Raw genomic sequence first — 17,943 nt, forward strand, 5'->3', positions numbered from 1 at the left:
GTTAACCTCTCACAACCGTAATAGCGTTTTCTGTGACATCACTGATCGTGCCATCAATACTGGCATGAATGGGGGCACCTAATGTGCCGTGTGGAATTTGGCCTACACATTGCCCACGAACGACGCGATCGCCTTTTTGTACACACGCAATTGCGCTGGCACCGATATGCTGGCGTAACAATAGTGTCACTTTTTCAGGCTGAGGCACCTGTTCAGACAATGGCGCATCCTGATACCACGGGGTTAATCCCAGTCTGGTTACCAGCCGTTTTACTGGGATCAGCCGATAATTTGCCATGACATCCTCAGGATTTAAGGCGCCTTCGTAGCGGAGATTTTTGGCGCGTAATTCCTGCTTAAGCAGGCGGTTTATGCGCATCGGCGAAATACCTACCGGACAGGCGACGCTGGCACAGACGTTGCATTCCGAACAGGTGAGAGCTGTCAGTAACAGTTGCGGCGTAGCGAGCTGTTGATAGTTAACCGCACGTACTAACAAATGTGGCGACAGTTCGTGACCAATTAAATGACGTGGGCAGAGATCGGTACATAAGCGGCATTGCTCACAAACGGTTTTCGCGACGGCAAGTACGCTACGGTCATCCTGCATTCGACGTTGGATGAGTGAATGAGAATTGGGTAAAACCAGCAAGCCGCCAGTGGTTTTGCTGACTGGCGTGTCGAGCGATGTGATCAAACTACCCATCATCGGACCGCCATTGATAAAACCAGGATTATCCACTGTTGCGCCGCCTGCCAGCGCCAGTACTTCGCGTAAAGACATCCCGATGGGAACGGTCACTGTTATTGGTTTAGCCACTGCACCATTAACAGTAAGCGTGCGTCGCGTCACCGGATACTGTTGTTCAACGGCTCTGGCAATATTCAGTACGGTTTGCACATTATTGACCACCACACCGACGCTAACGGGTAACGCAGCGGGAGGAACGCGGCGACCTGTTGCCATCCAGATGGTCAGCACTTCGTCTCCTGCGGGGTAAACGTCGGGCAAAATATGCAGGCGGATATCCGTCGGAAGCAATGATGTGAGTGCGTTTATTGCTGGTTGATACTTCTCTTTCAGCGCGATAATTCCGCTACTGGCTCCGGTGGCTTTCATCGCATAGTGAACACCGCGAAGCAGGCGGCTGGCTTGCTGTGCCATTAACTGTTGATCTACTTTCAACATTGGTTCGCATTCCGCCGCATTCACCAGGAAAGTGTCAACCTGCGCCTGCAGCTTAATATGTGTTGGAAAGCCTGCGCCACCAGCACCCACGACGCCTGCTGCCTGTACTCGCTCGCGGATCGTCTGTTCGTCAAAGGACATTAACTCGCCGTTCATAACAACTCCTCAAGCAGTTCTGCTATAACGATGGCATCAGCCGCTCGTGGATTGGTACGCAGTGTGGCATCCGCCAGCGTAGCCCGAACCATATCTGGAATACGTGATGACCATTCTGCTTTTTTTTCTTTCAGTGCCTTGGCGAGAGTCGGCATTGAACAGGCTTTTTTTAGCTGTTCAATATGTTGAATAAGTGCATTCAGGCTGGCAGTGTCATTGGCATTGTCCGGGCATAAATGACACGTTTTCGCCAGCCGGGCATAGCGTTTGGCAGCACGCGGATCGCCAGCATTAAAACGAATAACCGTCGTGAGCAGGAGTGCATTCGCCAGGCCGTGTGGCAGATGAAACTGCCCGCCGAGTTGATGGGCAATTGCATGATTTAACCCCAGTCCGGCCTGGCTAAAGGCCATTCCTGCAAGCGTCGAGGCATTGTGCATTTTGCCGCGAGTGGCAAGACAATCGCCTTTATTCACTGCCGTGGGCAGGTATTGAAAAACAATTTGCACTGCTTTTTCGGCCAGTGCATCCGTGAAGTCACTGGCACGGGGAGAAACATAAGCTTCAAGGGCATGGGTTAAAACATCCATTCCGGTATTGGCAGTTATCGCGGCTGGCACACTGACGACCAGCGAGGGATCGAGGACCGCTATATCCGGATAAAGCGCATTATCGAAAAGAGGATATTTAATCCCTTTATCGGGATCGCTGATGACACAGGCGCTGGTCACTTCCGAACCGGTGCCGCTGGTGGTGGGAATAGCAACGCAGGTTTCAATCTCAATAGCACACTGGCGACTAAACCAGACAATCGCTTTTGCGGCGTCCAGTGCAGAGCCGCCGCCAAAACCGATAACTACATCCGGGCGTAAAGTCTGCATTTGTGCAATGCCTTTTACCACGGTCTGGATCGTTGGATCGGGCGTTATTTCGCTAAAAATACTGATGCGGTTGCTATCAGGCAGCGACTGACGCAACGTGTCAATCAATGGCGAACTTGCCAGGAAGGCATCGCAAATAATCCAGATGTGCTTATTGGTGAAACGGCTAAGGACTTTGAGACTTCCCAAACCACTGTATAAACGCGTCTGCAGTGAAAAAGTATTCATTTCCGTTTCTCTAGCGAATGGAAAAGCCACTGGTTAACACGCAGCGTCGTGAGCGGGCAAAAGTCCGTGCTGACGTTGTCCCTTCTCCGGTCGGTGTAGCAATGGTGAAGGTCGTAAAGCCTTCGCCGCCAACGCCAATACCAGCCCAGGAGGGACCGTTTTTGACAAAGATTGAGGTTTGCATAACGCGCGCAGCAAGGTTGAGTCGTGAGACGTTCTGCGAGTGCATAATTGCCGTGTGGTGCAAACCGTCTTCGACTTTCAGCGCCAGGGTGAGGGCGCTGTCAAAATCGTTGACTTTCACAATGGGTAGCATCGGCATCAGTTGTTCACAGGTAACCCAGTTATCATCGGCGTCAACAACGGCAATCAGTAATCGTGGCGTTTTCTGCGGTAGAGGAATTCCAGCCGCTTCCAGAAGATGGCATGGACTTTTGCCAACCAGTTTTTTATTGGCGACGCCGTCGGGCAGACAAACGGCGCGCAATTTTTCAGTTTGCTCCTGGTTAAGAAGAAGGGCGCCAAAACTTTGCATCTGTTGAATTAAATACTCTGCCACTGACGCCACGACAATCAGGCTTTTTTCAGCGATACACGGCAGGTTGTAATCAAAAGACGCGCCGTTGATGATGTCTTCGGCGGCTTTCACAATATCCGCCGTTTCATCGACAATACACGGCGGGTTACCCGCACCGGCACCAATCACTTTCTTGCCACTTTTCATCCCCATTGCGACGATACCCGGACCGCCGGTAATCGCCAGAACGCTGATTTTAGGGTGCGCCATCATCTGTTCGGTGGCTGCAAAGGTCGGTTCAGATACGGTAACGATCAGGTTATGAATGCCACTACAGCGAAACGCGATGTCTTCGATTATGGCAATGAGTTTCAGCGATACGTTTTTGGCTCCCGGATGAGGACTGAAGTAGACGCTATTGCCTGCTGCCAACATGCTGATGCTGTTATTAATGACGGTTTCCGTGGGATTGGTACTCGGCGTGACCGAGCCAATAACACCAAATGGAGAGTATTCAAATAAAACCATGCCTCCATCACCGGTTAGTGCAGTGGTGGTTAAATCTTCAATTCCTGGCGTGTTACCAAGTGCCGCTTTGTTTTTCAGATACTTATCTTCTTTATTTCCCATTCCCGTTTCGCTGGCGCTTTCTTCTGCCAGTTCGGTAAGGCGGGGCGTTAATTCTTCGCGAATGGCGCTGATAATGGCGCTGCGGGTTTTAAGCGGACACTGTTGAAAGCGCAAAAAGGCCAGGTGTGCCGCGCAGACGGCCTCATCGACAGTCTGGAAAATCCCATTTCTTTGCATTTGCGACGCACTGGGCATCAGTTGTTCGCGCAGGATATTGCGGATAATCGCTTCTAATTCAGTGGGATTCATAGGTTTGCTCCTGCGTTAATTGCTGCCATTGCGGTTTGGGCAATATCCATGTCTTGTTCAACGCTACCACCGCTGATGCCAAGCCCCCCGAGCAATATTCCGTCACGCCAGAGGGGAAAACCGCCACCAAAAGTGACGACTTTGCCTTGCATATGGCTTTCGAGTCCGTAAAGCGGCGCTCCGGGTTGTACGGCGTCAGCAAGTTTGTGTGTTGCCGTTTTCATCGCCACGGCGGTCCAGGCTTTTTTCGGTGCCAGTTCACTGCTGACCAGCAGGGCATCGGGCATCCGCCAGGTAACACTTTCTGTCCCGTTGGCATCAACAATGCTGATGACAACGGGAATATGTAGTTCATCCGCGCGTATTGCCGCACTACGAATGAGCTGGTGAAGATCCTGACAAGTGAGCGACATCGTGCGTTCCTTTAATGCTGGAGTGTGGTTGGCTTCGTGATAACGTTTTGTGATTTCCTGAATCATCAGGTTTTGATGAGCAACGTTGTCTTCCACGCGGGCGAGGGCATACAGGCAATCGGAAAGTCGGTTGATATAGTGCAACAAAACATGGCGGACGGTGGTTTCCGTTGTCAGTTCAACCAGACGTCTTTCAGCCCGCCGGGTCACCGTGCGGGCGACATGCATACGGCTCGCGGCTTCACAACGACCAGGCAAAATGAAGCTGTGAACTGGAGGGACAGCGTTCATTGCGCTATCGATCGCTTTTTCCAGCGTGGCAATTTCTTCTGTACCGATGTAACGCTGCTGCGCTGACGGCTGTTCGCTTTCACTGGCGAGTTCGGCGCTAAACCAAAATATTTGTTGCTGAATGGCTTCCAGTAAGATGCGATGGCTTTCGATGGAGGTGGCGCAATAACACAGACTGAGCGTCGCGTTCAGTTCATCCAGCGTGCCATAGGCTTCGACACGTCGATGAGTTTTACTGACACGCTGTCCGGTAAATAGAGATGTACTTCCTGAATCACCTGTTCGGGTATAAATCGCCATCGTTAAAGTCCTTAGCGTGAAAGCGTATCGACAATGCCGACCACTGCCAGATCAATGGCTTCGTTGGGGCCGGAAAAAACATGTCTGGCGCTGGAGCCGCTGCTGAGGAGTACCAGTTCACCAACGCCTGCGCCGACTGAATCAACGGCAACTTCGTCGCCGGTTAACGGTGTGAGAGGCAATTCGCCGTCAGCACTGACCCGGCGAACCAACAGCAGTTTTTTCCCGATAAGAGAAGGTGATTTTTGCGTGGATACCACCGTGCCGGTGACTCGAGCCAGATGCATGAGTTACTCCTGCCTGATTAACTGAATGTTTCGGGTAATTGCCGCGTCACGCGCAAGTGCGGTCACACAACATTTCCGCTGTAGTACCAGTATCCCCGCGCATAACGGTGCTACGTCGGCATAACTTAAAAGTCGACCACGATGAAGGTGGATTGGTTTTCCTTGTTCGTCGCACCAGGTTAGCGGTAGACGGGCGAGAGTTTTCAACTTGATGGCGTTCAGGAAATGATGCTGCAACGATAATTGAATGTGCATTCCCCATGCTAACGCCTCGTGAAGGTGGATTACTGCCTCGTCTGACGTATTGTTCTCCGCAAGCTGTCGCAACAACGGCAGATCGACATATCGAATTTGTAACGATGCATACTGATGAACTATCTTGTGAACGCTGGCTTCTCGCAGTTGCGAAACGGTGAGCGTGAGTGTCTTTTCCGCACGTTGTTTCAGGCGAAAAATCACTTCGTCAACAATGCGTTGCATCAGCACATGATTCATGGCAGCGACACCAGCATGGCAAAAACGTCAGGATTATCAGCGCCTGCAGCGTTGGCTTCGTCGGTATCAATATGCATTTCAAGACGCATATCCGGTGAGACGCGAACAGCGACGTTATCAAATATCAGTCGTCGCTCATCACCTTCAATGGCGACCGCCACTTTATCGCCTTGCGTAACGCCATAAATCAGGGCATCGAGCGGAGACATATGAATATGCCGTTGCGCGACAATAACGCCAGAAGCGATTTCCAGCTCTGCAAACGGACTTATCAGACGAATCCCCGGTGTGCCGTTGAGATCGCCTGACATGCGTAGCGGAGCGGTGATCCCCAACGTTCTGGCATCAGTCCGGGAAATTTCCACCTGGCTTGCATTGCGTAGTGGTCCCAACAAGCGAACGTTGTGCAATTTGCCTTTTGGTCCCACCAGCGTAACAACTTGTTCAGCAGCGAACTGACCTGGTTGCAATAACGGCTTTTTCTCGCTGATCGGTTGTTCAGGAAAAAGGCGTACATAATCCGCAGTTGAAAGGTGAATATGACGACTGGAGACGCCCAGAGGGATAGGGCGTTCGCGCATCTCATCCAGAACCTGGCTCACTGTTTCTTGCAAGGTTTGTTTGTCCATTGTTACTCCTCTCGCTTATCGGAGTGGAGGCAAAGTGAACGTGGCTCACCTTTTTGCCGTTGACACGCCGGATCAAGACACAAATTACAACTGATACTTTCTGAGGTGACTGTTGCTGCTGGTGTTTCGCTTGCTTCAACCCTTACATTCAGTGCTTCTGTTGTGCGGGACAGTATTCCCTCGCCTGGACGGGCAATCACTTTGTGCGCGACAAGGCCATTTCTCTGCCCTGCGAAACTGGCACCCGTCTCGATCGCAGCATTAACCGAGGCGACGTCACCGGTGATTTTGATAACCGTCCAGCCTGAGCCATTGGTCTTCTCAAGGCCAACCAGCGTGATGGACGCGGCTTTTGCCATAACATCCGCGCAACTGATGGCGAGTGCCAGACCACTGACTTCAAGTAATCCCAGTGATTGCTTCACGCTGTGCTCCTTAGCGAATGGGGTTATGCAGATTTTGGTAAAATGGCCTCAACATCGCTGTGCGGCCGAGGGATGACATGGCAGGACTTCACTTCGCCAACGGCGCTTGCGGCGGCGCTCCCCGCGTCAACGGCGGCTTTTACTGCGCCAACATCGCCGCGCACCATCACTGTGATCAGACCTGAACCAATCTTTTCATAGCCGACCAGTTGTACGTTGGCGGATTTAACCATGGCGTCTGCGGCTTCAATCGCGCCGACTAACCCTTTTGTTTCAACCAGTCCCAGTGCGTTATTCATACGGTGTTTCTCCTGTGGATTATGAGTGGTATTCCTTGAAGGGAATCCCTTTGACCAGCCGGGCTGCGTTATTGCCGGTGCTGCGCCGGGTATGGTTATCTTGTTGATGCATCAGCGTAAACAGTGGCGCTGATGCCGGTAAGTTTTTGTAATGCACAATCAGTTTTTCCCGGTCACAGGCTATGCCAACCAACAGGGGAGACTGGCGAGCAGCCTGCCAGGCGCTATCGATGATTTCACCTGATGGAATGTGTTGAATGCGAAAGGGAATACCTTCCTCTTCAATGCCAAGAAGCACCTCATTCCATGTACTGATACAGTCACCGATTACTATGACGACAATGGCTGGTGCACGTTCTTTACTTTCCATGAACCGACTCCTTGTGCCAGGAGATGAGTAGCCCGGTAGCTACCGCATTGCGCGGCCCCTCGCTACCACGGATATTCCCCCGCCCGGCGACCAGTCGATAATGTGCCAACGCATCGGTGACTAACTGCGGGACTTCGAAATCCAGTGAAGAGCCGCCCACCAGTACGACGAACGGAATGTCGCGAATATTTCCACCAGGACTTACCTGACGTAGTGCGCGCAGGGCATTTGTTACGAAGACCCGCTCTTTTGCACTGCGACGAATGGTTCGCACTTTTTCCAGCGTTATATCACCGGGAATGGGCACCAGTTCGTCTGGTTTCACCACACAAACACGGGCAAATACCTGGGGGGATAGTGGGGTAGGGAAGAACTGAACGTTGCCGTCTTCGTGGCGTAAGTGGAACAGACTTTCAACTTTTGCTAGTGGGTGTTTTTTGATCTCTTCTGCCAGATAGCGATCATTTAAGCCCAGTTCCCTGGCAATAATCATCGTCACCATGTCGCCCGCTCCCGCAAGGTGAGTGGCAATCATTTCCCCTTTTTGATTGATGATGGAGGCATCGGTAGAACCTGCGCCTAAGTCCAGAATGGCTAAGGGACGCATGGTTCCTGGGGTAGTTAAGGCTCCCTGAATGGCTGCCTCTGCTTCTGCGCCTCCGACCTGAACATCAACGTGCAGTTTTTGCTTAATTTCACTGGCAATCATCGCCATTTGCAGACGGTCGGATTTCACCATAGAGGCGATACCCACTGCCTGTTCCAGTGAAAATTCGCCTGCCAGACCACCGGTTACGCTGACGGGAACTGATGTATCTATCGCCAATAAATCCTGAATAAAAATTTCGTTGCTGGGTTTATTGGTCAGCTCCGCCATGGTCTGGCGAACATGTTCCAGCATTCCGCCGATGTTGGTGCCCGGTTCGCCCGTCACATTTTCCAGTTTTGGGCATTCACCGACCGCTTTCATAATGGCATCGGCCCCGGCAGCAACATCAACCCGAATTGTGCGCCCGGCAGAAAGCAATTCGATATTTCCGGCGGGTATCGAACGGGCTTTAACGTCGCCAGAAGGTGTTTTCACGACCACTGCTGAACGGTTGCCGATTAGCGCCCGTGCGACTGGAACAATATTTTTAGTCTCTTCAGCATTGAGGGCGAAAACGGTGGCAATCCCATATGGGTTAGACAGGGTTTCGATAACTTTCCCGGGAACGGCGACTTCAATAGCAGCTAACATGCCGAGCGGAATACGATCGATGTAGAGGACTTCATCAACAATGGGTAAAGGGATTTCCAGTCGGTTACTGACCAGTACGCCATCGTCGCGTTGCAGAATAACGCCAGTCAGCTGATATCCGGCACGCACGGAGGCGTTTATCATCTTCGCGATATCGGCAAAATCAAATGCCGATGACACCACCAGAATGTAAGGTGTGTCCGCCGGGCGTGTTAATAACTCTTGCGGAGTGATTGTGAGCCCTACACCCAGCCCCACTCCGCCTGGAGTTTTCGGGTTGTGACCGATCATGGTTGATTCAGTGATAATGGTTTCCGTAATGGTTTCCATCGCCACATCGCCAATGACCGGGGTTGCTTCGTTGATACGAATAAGCGAAATATCGCTGACATTGATGCCGACTTTTCTCGTTGCCTGGGCGAGCGCCTCCTGAATGCCATGTACGTTACGCAACGTACCTTTGATTCCGGTGGTTTCTGCCAGGGCGCTGCTCACGAACGACATTTCGCCAGACGCATTGAGCGTTGCCAGCGCAACCTCTGTGGATGAGTTGCCGATATCAATGCCTGCTATATATCGCATAGTTCGTCCTTAATCGTTGCCTTTCAGTTTTTTACGCTCGACATAGAGTTCCGCAGCTTCACGGACAAATGCGGCACAGATTTTGGCCTGATAACGACGTTCAAGATCGTCGGCAATGGCAATAAGCTCTTGCTTAGTCGAACGATAAGGGCGTAACGCATTGTAGATTTCGAGGATGCGATCATCCGGCACAGAGGTAAGCTCGGCGGCGCGTTCAAAATTCATTGCCAGGCGATCGCGTCCAGCATCTCTGGCAATCGCGGCCTGAATACGTAACGTTTCCGGGGTTATGCGCATGTCCTGGGCGGTGACTTTATCGCTGAGTACATTTTCCAGAGTGAAATCGTCGAGCGTTTTATTAGTCGCCGTTTTGACCCATTCTGGATGTTTATTTGCCAGCGGGTAATCACTCACTTTGGCGTTCAGTGTTGATGAGTGGGATGGCGCAGAGACAGGGGCTGTATCCTGGAGACTGTTCATTCGGTTCAACACGTCCCTGACCATCGACTCAATTGCATCGGTATTCATGAAGGTTTCCTTTGTTAAAACGTCACGCGCAGTTCTTGCGGTTTTTTGCCAGTGACCACGTACTTAGTCTCTTTAATATGCAAAATGGCAGATTTGGCCTGGTATTTCGGTCGTGCCATTTGATCATTGAGGGTCGGAACAGGTTGTGGAGACTCGCGCTTCGCATAACGCGCGGCGTTTTTGCCAATCTGGCGATACGTTTCCAGCGTCAACAAAGGTGCTTGTGGGAAAAGTTCCAGGTTAGACAAAGGAGGAAGACCTTGCTGGTGGATAACCGTGGTGCCTTTCGACTGAATACCAATAGCAATGCCGGAACCGCTAAGACGATCGCCTTCAACCGCCACGAAGGCGACATCAGACGATTTAAAGCAGCGAATCACACGGGCTTTAATACCTTCTTCTTCGATACCGGCAATCACCTCGCGCAATATGTTTTTATGCGGAATGCCGATAATATTGACGGTCTGCGCCAGACCAAACGCCGGACCTACAGCGATAATGACTTCATCTTGCTGAGTGCCTTGTTGGGCTTCGCCAATTTCGGTCAGAAAACTTTCGTTATCCGGCGCGGAAGAGACCGGTGCGCGAAATGAAACGGACTTATCGCTGGTTTGCATTTCTGCCAGCACGTCTTCGATTATCTGACGTAGTAATTTTTCGTTAATTTCCATTTCTCACCCTTAGTCAATTTCGTTGGGATCAAGTGCACCGGGAATATTTTTGATCTCTTCCCAGCGTTCCCCTTGCAGGCGATAACCCGTAGCCGGTCCGGCGTAATCATTGACGTCATTGACCGCAGAGAGCACTTGTCCGTCATCGACGATAATGGCTGAGGTATGGAGATAGTCGCCGGTCAGTTTCGCTTTTTGCATGTTGAGCATGTCCTGGGCGACATCGGTGAAACCGCCTTGTGCCAGGGCTTTCACCACTTCCAGGCTGTTACGGTTTTTATTGATAATTTCCTGGGCGAACTTGATGTCTTCCACGATGTTGCGCTCTGGCATATCTATCGAACCGTGGGCATAGGTTGCCGCTTCGACCTCTTCATCGGTGATAGGCGGTAATCCCATACCGGCAAAGACAGCCTGTAAAGCACGTGCGGCTTTATTGCGGATAGCGATAACATCTTCTTCGCGCACCGGTCGCAGGCCACCATCAACCTTCAGGTCACGTTGAATGACGTTGTAATCATCGAAGTCTTCGGCATCTTCGTTTGAACCGGCAAACATGTTGTCGTAGTTCGGCACAGCGGAAAAACCGGAAGAGATAAAGTCGGTGCCCGGCAGAAACTGCATCAGAAAACGTGCGGTACGGCGCATATCTGAGTGGGTAAAGGTCTGGTCATTACTGGAGGCGCATTCCAGATCCAGCGATGAACAAATTAAGTTTTCCGCCAGTACTGCGCGGATGCCTGACGGCACTGCCGATGGAACGCCGATGCAGCTTACGGAACCATTCTGTAGACCCTGAACGCCAGCAGCTTTGGTGATGTAAATGCAACGAGCCTCGAGATAAAGCATTGATTTGCCTTCAGCGTAGCCCATCTGCACTTCAGAGCCGGAGCCGGAAGTAAAGCGCATTTTTAAGCCGCGAGAAGCATAAGATGACGCGAGAAATCCTTTTGACCACGGTGTATCGTCGCCGTCGGTGAAAACGGGTTCCGTGCCGTAGACAGAAATCGTTTCGGCGTAGCAGGTATGGCCTAACATACCGAGTTTCAGTTCGGTGGCTTCCTCCAGTGAACACTGGGTCAACACGCCCGGGCGTCCCACCTGTGAACCGACCAGCAGAGCGATGGCGTTGAACGGTGCATAGCGAGCAACGGCAACGGTGGTTTCCTGTTCGTCAAATCCGCGCCATGCGCCTTCAGCCGCATCGGCAGCAATTTGTACCGGATTATCTTTGATGTTGGTGACGTGAGCCTGTTGCGATGGTGTTCGACGAGCGCGCATTTTCTGCATCGCCATCATCATCTCTACCACGTTCATCTGTGAAACCACTTCGACGATTTTGGCGGGCGTCATCGCGGTGGTCAGGGGAACAATATCGCTACGTTTGACATTTGGATCGCACAACATATTGGCAAGTTTGACCGAATCCATCGCGATGACTTCTTCAGCGCGCGCGAGATTGATACCGTAGCGAGCGATAAAGTGGTCGATCAGGTCAAACTGGCTGGCGGGTTTTCCATCCAGTTCGGTAACGACGCCGTTAACAATTTTGATTGACGGTTTAGGATCGTTCGGGCTTTCCATCGCAATGAAGCCTTCTTCAATCCACTCTTTAACGAAACCGTCCTGGTTGACCGGGCGTTTTGCCAGTGCTTCAAATCTTTTCGATCTCATGAATCTGCCTCAGGGAATTCAGATGTAGGAAGGGCGATCGTTTTTCGGTGTATCGCCGAGAGTCGAAAGTACGGTTTTACCGATTTCGCGTGCGGAGATGACCGCCTGGCGGACTGCGCCGGAGTCACCCGAGATAATCAGAATGACTTCATTGCTGTAGCTGGTGCCATGAGCAGGGGAGCTGTATGCCACGACATCCACATTGGCGGACTTCAGCGCGGTGTCGGCCATCAGAACACCCACAGCAGCCGGAGCGCCGACAATAACGCCACAAGCCCGTCCCAATGGAGCGCCAAAGGCTTTTTCCAGTGCATAGCTGGCGCGGGCGGTGTATTGCAGTTCAAGATGCCCGGCTTCGTTGGCGTAGACGTCGCCAAAAGTCCGGTCAAGCTCTTTCAGCGCAACTTCAATACCGCGTTTCACGTCGGAAACATCATTGCCACCTAAGAGGATTAATGAGCCGTGTCCGGCACCGCCTTTGGTATCGCGAGGAAGTTCAATGCTAATAACTTCGGTGTTGGTGGCTTTTACTGCTTCATCAGCGGCCATAATGTGTGGCCCTGCACCAATACGTGCGCCCAGAATGCCAATGGAGCGATAGCGTTTTTCAAGTTTCATCGCGTCCAATAGGGCGCTATCAACGTTCGCAATGACCAGGCCTACCGTGTCGCCAATAGCGGTGCCAACAAATTCCGTTAATGTGCAGCTTTTTTCTGCCATAGCCGTCTCTCGTGTTTGATGATTGGTTTCCGGGAGAACCTCATGCTCCGGTGTCGCTACGCGTGCGATGACCTGCGCCATGATCTGTTCGACCAGTTCATTGCTGCTCATGGGTTAATTCCCTTTGGTAAGATTTTCTCGACATCGGTATGTGGGCGGGGGATAACGTGTACGGCTTTCACTTCGCCGACATTACGCGCAGCGGCGGCACCTGCATCTGTTGCCGCTTTAACCGCCCCGACATCACCACGAACGATGACGGTCACCAGCCCGGAACCAATTTTTTCGTAGCCGACCAGCAATACATTTGCCGACTTCACCATGGCGTCTGCGGCCTCTATGGCGGCAGTTAATCCTTTGGTTTCTACCATTCCTAACGCTTCTTGTTGCATAAAGACCTCGCCTGGATTTTTTGACGATATGACTATAAAAAAAAGCGAGGAAAAAGAATGGCTGACTTAATCGCTAATGAGAAAAATTAATAGAGGGCAAATGTTATAAAATTGCTTTCAGAGAATATATGTTATTCATTTATTGGTTGTTTTTGGCGTGGTTTGATGTGAATTAATTGCATTGAGACGGTGGCTTTAATTTGAAATAATATTTCGTCGAGTTTGGTTTGCTGAAATTAACTGTGATATTTGTTTAAATTTTATTATGCAGGCATGACAATTTTTTATTGTGTCAGTTTGGCGATATTCATAACTCCAATAGTGATGATTGCTGTGGTGAATGCTATGGCGATGACAATAATTTGCTATAGCAACACGATTTTTCCATGAATCTGGTATGCATGTTGGCAATATTTTTTTCAGCGCAATTTTTATAGTTGCGTTCGATATACACAACAATCAGCGCATTGTTGGCTGATAAAGAAAAAACTCTGTGAAAAAGGTGTCACTATGAATGATTCACTCAAGGCGCAATGCGTTGCCGAGTTTTTGGGCACCGGACTGTTCCTCTTTTTTGGCATTGGTTGTTTGTGCGCCCTAAAACTTGCCGGTGCAAGTCTGGGACTGTGGGAAATTTGTATTATTTGGGGGTTAGGTATTTCACTTGCTGTTTACCTTACGGCAGGCATTTCCGGTGCTCATCTTAACCCGGCGGTTACTATTGCTCTGTGGTTGTTTGCCGCTTTTCCTGGTCGTAAAGTGCTGCCATTTTGTGTGGCACAATTAGCGGGAGCCTTTGGTGGTGCGGTTCTGGCATATTTTTTATACAGCAATTTGTTTGCCGATTTTGAATCTGCTCACAATATGGTTCGTGGTAGTGCAGAAAGTTTACAACTCGCCAGTATCTTCAGTACTTACCCGGCAGCGGCGATAAATGTATGGCAGGCTGCATTGGTTGAAGTGGTCATAACGTCCATGTTAATGGGGGTGATTATGGCGTTGACCGATGACGGTAATGGCGTACCCAAAGGACCGCTTGCGCCTTTACTTATTGGTATTCTGGTTGCAGTTATTGGTGCTTCTACCGGACCATTAACCGGTTTTGCCATGAATCCAGCGCGTGATTTTGGGCCAAAAATTTTCACCTGGCTTGCTGGTTGGGGGGAAATTGCAATGACTGGCGGACGCAATATTCCTTATTTTATTGTACCCATTATTGCTCCGGTCATTGGAGCCTGTGTGGGGGCGGCGATTTATCGCTTTCTTATTGCACAAAATTTACCTGTCAATAGTGTTACGCCTAAAGATGTCAGCGAATAGTGAAATAACCTGGCGGTTATAAACGTTTATTTTTTTAGTGTTTGTGATCTGCTTTCCGAACTTATTAAAAAGTCTCCCGCTTCATGGAGGCTTTTGTTATTGTCCGTTGTGCTTCTCGTCAGTAAATCATTAAGGATGATGTGAAGATTAAATGTAAAACAATTGTTTTGCTATAACAATAAATTAACTGGGAGGTTTTATCATGATTTCTGCGGCGACACTTAATTCAGAACTCATTAATAAAATCGCACAGGATTTTGCGCAGGCGACTAGTCTTGCGGTTGTCGTGGTCAATATCCACGGTGATGAAATCTCCGAGCTGTTTAACTTCACCCCATTTTGTCAGATGATGCGCCAACACCCTCAGCTTAGCACTCGCTGTCGCATGAGCGATCGTTGTGGTGGTCTGGAAGCCTCTAAATCCGATCAGCCTTGTATTTATCGCTGTCATGCAGGGTTAACCGATTTCTCTATTCCTCTGGTGATTGCCGGGCATTTAGTCGGCTTTGTGTTGTGTGGACAAGTTCGCCTGCGTAATGATGATGTTGACTTGATCGATATTCTGAATGTCGATGATTGTTGGCAAGCCGACCCAGAATTACTTAATGAGTTTCGCAAAGTTCCTGAAATGGATTACTCGCGGGTTATGGCCTCTGCTGATTTGTTGAAGTTGATTGTGGAAAATTGCCTCAAAAAGCAACTCAATTTTGTCGTTATTAAAGAGAATAAACCTCATTCGGGGTCAGTTCGTCAGACCCGTGCGCCTAATCCCCATGATAATAAAATGAAAAAAGCATTGCGCTATATCGATGCGCATTTATCAGACGATTTGCGTCTGGAAGATGTTGCCTCGCATGTTTATCTAAGCCCTTATTACTTCAGTAAGTTGTTTAAGAAATATCATGGGATTGGTTTTAATGCGTGGGTAAACCAACAACGAATGGCCAGCGCCCGTGAGCTGCTGTGCCATAGTGACTGGAGTATCGCCAGTATCGCGCGTAATTTAGGCTTCTCACAAACCAGCTATTTCTGCAAAGTTTTTCGCCAGACGTATCAGGTGACTCCGCAGGTATATCGTCAGCAAATTAGTGAAAATGTAGCAGCGGAAACAGCATAAATTTAATGTGGAAAATGAGGGATGATTAAATAGACTCTGGCAATATTAATTAACGTTATTTGCGTGTTATGGGATAAGTGAGATCAGCTCATAACATACGCTGACAGGTTCGGCACATTTGTGCCTGGGAAGAGGGTGAAAATCCCTCGCAGCCCCCGCTGCTGTAATGCTGACAACCCCGAAAATACCACTGATCGCGAGATTGGGAAGGCCGGGGAAGGATGATGCGAAGCCAGAAGACCAGCCTGTCAGTCAATACCAACAACTTCGGTGGGAAGTGGGTTGTCCGGAAGCGCCCGGTTGAGTACTGGCGCGTCTTTATACCCCTACCACCCTGAGAGGATCAGGGTATGGCGGCATCATTTAGTTCATTCATTGTAGTGCCGACAGGCACCTGGGCTGCTCTCAATGCGCGGCAATCGTTTTTCATGGTATATCAGCCTGACCGTCATTACAGGAAACGAAGCGGAGGACGGGGGATATGAAAACGATAAAACCCGAATCGATAGCCCTTTTTTGCCTCTACTCTGGCGATATTAATCTGGCGAAATATCTGGCCGAAATGGTGCCAATGATCTGTTTTGTGGGTGAGGACTGGCAGCAAGGGTTCTTACCTTTTAAAGGTGGAGCAGTTCAATCGTTATCAGACGCGTATACAGATTATTCAGTGCTGTTATTGATTGCTGAAAACGGGGCATCCATACCAGAAAGCTTCTCTCATCCTGATGGCGCGACGGTAATTTTAATCACACAGCATAATGCCCGTTTGCTGGCTGGTCCGGCTGGTGGGGCAGTAGCATTAATCCATTATCTGAATGAAATGTGTCAACACAGAGAAAATGTTGCCAATGAGGCATTCTGTCAGACGTTTACACAGGGAAAGCGGACTATTTCACAACACCGCCTTCATTCGTAATGGATTGAGAACGCTGGATTTTTATTTTCATTACGCGCAGTATTAATTGCGGAAATGTTATTACGATCAGCAACGATGGCGCAACCATGGTTCTGGTCAATGAATACCATCATACAATTGAGCCAGGAGTCCGTATGATGATTTTGGTGACGGGTGGTGCACGGAGTGGGAAGAGTCGGCACGCCGAGAGGCTTATCGGGGATACACCACAGGTTCTGTATATCGCCACTTCGCAAATCCTTGATGATGAGATGGCAGCACGGATTGAGCATCATCGGCAGGGGCGTCCGGTGCACTGGCGCACGGTGGAACGCTGGCAACAGCTTGATGAGTTAATTAATGCCGACATTAATCCGCAGAATGCAGTGTTGCTGGAATGCATTACGACAATGGTGACTAATCTGTTGTTTGATTATGGCGGCAATAAAGACCCTGAAGAATGGGATTATGTGGCGATGGAGCAAGCGATAAATGGCGAGATTCAGTCGCTGATTGCTGCCTGTCAACGTTGCCCTGCAAAGGTCGTATTAGTGACCAATGAAGTGGGAATGGGTATTGTGCCGGAGAATCGTCTGGCGCGACATTTTCGTGATATTGCCGGGCGAGTGAATCAGCAACTGGCCGCTGCGGCAGATGAAGTATGGCTGGTGGTTTCGGGTATTGGAGTAAAAATCAAATGAGTAAATTATTTTGGGCGATGCTCTCTTTCATTACGCGTCTGCCTGTACCGCGTCGTTGGTCCCAGGGACTGGATTTCGAACATTATTCTCGCGGTATCATTACTTTTCCCTTAATTGGTTTATTGCTTGGCGCGATTAGTGGGCTGGTATTCATGGTGTTGCAGGCATGGTGTGGCGTACCGCTGGCGGCACTGTTTAGCGTGCTGGTTCTGGCGCTGATGACCGGAGGATTCCATCTGGATGGTCTTGCAGATACCTGTGATGGTGTATTTTCTGCACGTAGCCGAGATCGTATGTTGGAAATCATGCGTGATAGCCGTTTAGGCACCCACGGCGGTCTGGCATTGATTTTTGTTGTGCTGGGAAAGATTTTGATTTTGAGCGAGCTGGCTCTGCGTGGTGAGCCTATCCTGGCATCGCTGGCAGCAGCATGTGCTGTCAGCCGTGGGACTGCCGCATTATTGATGTATCGTCATCGTTATGCCCGGGAAGAAGGGCTTGGCAATGTGTTCATTGGCAAAATTGATGGGCGACAAACCTGTGTAACCCTCGGCTTAGCCGTGATTTTTGCTGCTGTATTACTGCCAGGTATGCATGGTGTGGCTGCTATGGTGGTGACGATGGTGGCAATTTTCGTCCTCGGTCAGCTTCTCAAACGTACTCTGGGCGGGCAAACCGGCGATACGCTGGGAGCTGCCATAGAGCTTGGTGAGCTGGTCTTTCTGCTGGCGCTGCTATAAAGAG

General features: G+C 50.2%; 21 protein-coding genes and 1 riboswitch. Of the genes, 5 read left to right on the forward strand and 16 right to left on the reverse strand.

Annotated elements, in window-relative coordinates; genetic code table 11:
* Position 1 precedes the first annotated feature (1 nt).
* Genes C3D30_RS11690 through pduA form a run of 16 tightly spaced genes read right to left on the reverse strand, consistent with a single transcriptional unit; the run spans position 2 to position 13,166 of the window.
* Positions 2 to 1,345: a 4Fe-4S dicluster domain-containing protein gene (locus tag C3D30_RS11690; RefSeq protein WP_021550975.1), complete on the reverse strand. Its 1,344-nt coding sequence runs from the start codon at positions 1,343 to 1,345 to the stop codon at positions 2 to 4.
* On the reverse strand, positions 1,342 to 2,454 hold the full coding sequence (locus C3D30_RS11695; protein WP_105286906.1) for a 1-propanol dehydrogenase PduQ: 1,113 nt from the start codon (positions 2,452 to 2,454) through the stop codon (positions 1,342 to 1,344). Before C3D30_RS11695 ends, C3D30_RS11690 begins: the two co-directional genes overlap by 4 nt.
* A 10-nt stretch (positions 2,455 to 2,464) precedes the next feature.
* The gene (gene pduP / locus C3D30_RS11700; RefSeq protein WP_105286907.1) at positions 2,465 to 3,850 is read right to left on the reverse strand and encodes a CoA-acylating propionaldehyde dehydrogenase PduP; all 1,386 of its coding nucleotides are present in this window, start codon (positions 3,848 to 3,850) and stop codon (positions 2,465 to 2,467) included.
* Positions 3,847 to 4,854, reverse strand: coding sequence for a two-domain cob(I)yrinic acid a,c-diamide adenosyltransferase PduO (gene pduO, locus C3D30_RS11705; RefSeq protein WP_105286908.1), 1,008 nt, complete (start codon positions 4,852 to 4,854; stop codon positions 3,847 to 3,849). The genes pduP and pduO overlap by 4 nt, the downstream gene beginning before the upstream one ends.
* Positions 4,855 to 4,865: 11 nt before the next feature.
* Positions 4,866 to 5,141: a EutN/CcmL family microcompartment protein gene (locus tag C3D30_RS11710; RefSeq protein WP_000549832.1), complete on the reverse strand. Its 276-nt coding sequence runs from the start codon at positions 5,139 to 5,141 to the stop codon at positions 4,866 to 4,868.
* A gap of 3 nt (positions 5,142 to 5,144) precedes the next feature.
* A complete protein-coding gene (gene pduM, locus C3D30_RS11715) occupies positions 5,145 to 5,636 on the reverse strand; it encodes a microcompartment protein PduM (protein WP_001017045.1) in 492 nt (163 codons plus the stop codon).
* A complete protein-coding gene (locus tag C3D30_RS11720) occupies positions 5,633 to 6,265 on the reverse strand; it encodes a phosphate propanoyltransferase (RefSeq protein WP_000361048.1) in 633 nt (210 codons plus the stop codon). The genes pduM and C3D30_RS11720 overlap by 4 nt, the downstream gene beginning before the upstream one ends.
* A 2-nt stretch (positions 6,266 to 6,267) precedes the next feature.
* The gene (locus C3D30_RS11725) at positions 6,268 to 6,717 is read right to left on the reverse strand and encodes a BMC domain-containing protein (RefSeq protein WP_123058223.1); all 450 of its coding nucleotides are present in this window, start codon (positions 6,715 to 6,717) and stop codon (positions 6,268 to 6,270) included.
* Positions 6,714 to 6,989, reverse strand: coding sequence for a propanediol utilization microcompartment protein PduJ (gene pduJ / locus C3D30_RS11730; RefSeq protein WP_001057752.1), 276 nt, complete (start codon positions 6,987 to 6,989; stop codon positions 6,714 to 6,716). The genes C3D30_RS11725 and pduJ overlap by 4 nt, the downstream gene beginning before the upstream one ends.
* A gap of 19 nt (positions 6,990 to 7,008) precedes the next feature.
* Complete coding sequence (locus C3D30_RS11735) at positions 7,009 to 7,359, reverse strand: glycerol dehydratase reactivase beta/small subunit family protein (protein ID WP_000444011.1); 351 nt, start codon at positions 7,357 to 7,359, stop codon at positions 7,009 to 7,011.
* A complete protein-coding gene (locus tag C3D30_RS11740) occupies positions 7,349 to 9,181 on the reverse strand; it encodes a diol dehydratase reactivase subunit alpha (RefSeq protein ID WP_105286909.1) in 1,833 nt (610 codons plus the stop codon). Before C3D30_RS11740 ends, C3D30_RS11735 begins: the two co-directional genes overlap by 11 nt.
* 9 nt (positions 9,182 to 9,190) lie before the next feature.
* On the reverse strand, positions 9,191 to 9,709 hold the full coding sequence (gene pduE / locus C3D30_RS11745) for a propanediol dehydratase small subunit PduE (protein WP_001090589.1): 519 nt from the start codon (positions 9,707 to 9,709) through the stop codon (positions 9,191 to 9,193).
* A gap of 14 nt (positions 9,710 to 9,723) precedes the next feature.
* Positions 9,724 to 10,380 carry a propanediol/glycerol family dehydratase medium subunit gene (locus C3D30_RS11750; RefSeq protein ID WP_000405042.1) on the reverse strand — a complete coding sequence of 219 codons (657 nt, stop codon included), beginning with the start codon at positions 10,378 to 10,380 and terminating at the stop codon, positions 9,724 to 9,726.
* 9 nt (positions 10,381 to 10,389) lie between these two features.
* Positions 10,390 to 12,054: a propanediol dehydratase large subunit PduC gene (pduC, locus tag C3D30_RS11755; protein ID WP_001256908.1), complete on the reverse strand. Its 1,665-nt coding sequence runs from the start codon at positions 12,052 to 12,054 to the stop codon at positions 10,390 to 10,392.
* A gap of 18 nt (positions 12,055 to 12,072) precedes the next feature.
* A complete protein-coding gene (gene pduB, locus C3D30_RS11760) occupies positions 12,073 to 12,885 on the reverse strand; it encodes a propanediol utilization microcompartment protein PduB (RefSeq protein ID WP_000097476.1) in 813 nt (270 codons plus the stop codon).
* Complete coding sequence (gene pduA, locus C3D30_RS11765) at positions 12,882 to 13,166, reverse strand: propanediol utilization microcompartment protein PduA (RefSeq protein ID WP_001183614.1); 285 nt, start codon at positions 13,164 to 13,166, stop codon at positions 12,882 to 12,884. Before pduA ends, pduB begins: the two co-directional genes overlap by 4 nt.
* Positions 13,167 to 13,676: 510 nt before the next feature.
* Between pduA and pduF the strand changes: the two genes are divergently transcribed.
* The 5 genes from pduF (at position 13,677) to cobS (ending at position 17,939) form a co-directional block, all read left to right on the forward strand.
* Positions 13,677 to 14,486, forward strand: a complete 810-nt coding sequence (pduF, locus tag C3D30_RS11770) for a propanediol diffusion facilitator PduF (protein ID WP_105286910.1) — start codon at positions 13,677 to 13,679, stop codon at positions 14,484 to 14,486.
* A gap of 202 nt (positions 14,487 to 14,688) precedes the next feature.
* Positions 14,689 to 15,603: a transcriptional regulator PocR gene (gene pocR / locus C3D30_RS11775; RefSeq protein WP_000622041.1), complete on the forward strand. Its 915-nt coding sequence runs from the start codon at positions 14,689 to 14,691 to the stop codon at positions 15,601 to 15,603.
* Positions 15,604 to 15,691: 88 nt separating this feature from the next.
* A riboswitch (cobalamin riboswitch) is annotated at positions 15,692 to 15,866 on the forward strand.
* A 218-nt stretch (positions 15,867 to 16,084) separates the two neighbouring features.
* Entirely contained in the window at positions 16,085 to 16,519 is a 435-nt protein-coding gene (locus tag C3D30_RS11780; RefSeq protein ID WP_105286911.1) for a cobalamin biosynthesis protein, read from the forward strand.
* Positions 16,520 to 16,653: 134 nt separating this feature from the next.
* On the forward strand, positions 16,654 to 17,199 hold the full coding sequence (gene cobU, locus C3D30_RS11785; protein WP_105286912.1) for a bifunctional adenosylcobinamide kinase/adenosylcobinamide-phosphate guanylyltransferase: 546 nt from the start codon (positions 16,654 to 16,656) through the stop codon (positions 17,197 to 17,199).
* On the forward strand, positions 17,196 to 17,939 hold the full coding sequence (gene cobS / locus C3D30_RS11790; protein ID WP_010348811.1) for an adenosylcobinamide-GDP ribazoletransferase: 744 nt from the start codon (positions 17,196 to 17,198) through the stop codon (positions 17,937 to 17,939). The genes cobU and cobS overlap by 4 nt, the downstream gene beginning before the upstream one ends.
* Positions 17,940 to 17,943 lie beyond the last annotated feature (4 nt).

Origin of the sequence: Escherichia sp. MOD1-EC5433 (assembly GCF_002966005.1) — a bacterium.
GTDB classification, from domain to species: Bacteria; Pseudomonadota; Gammaproteobacteria; order Enterobacterales; family Enterobacteriaceae; genus Escherichia; species Escherichia ruysiae.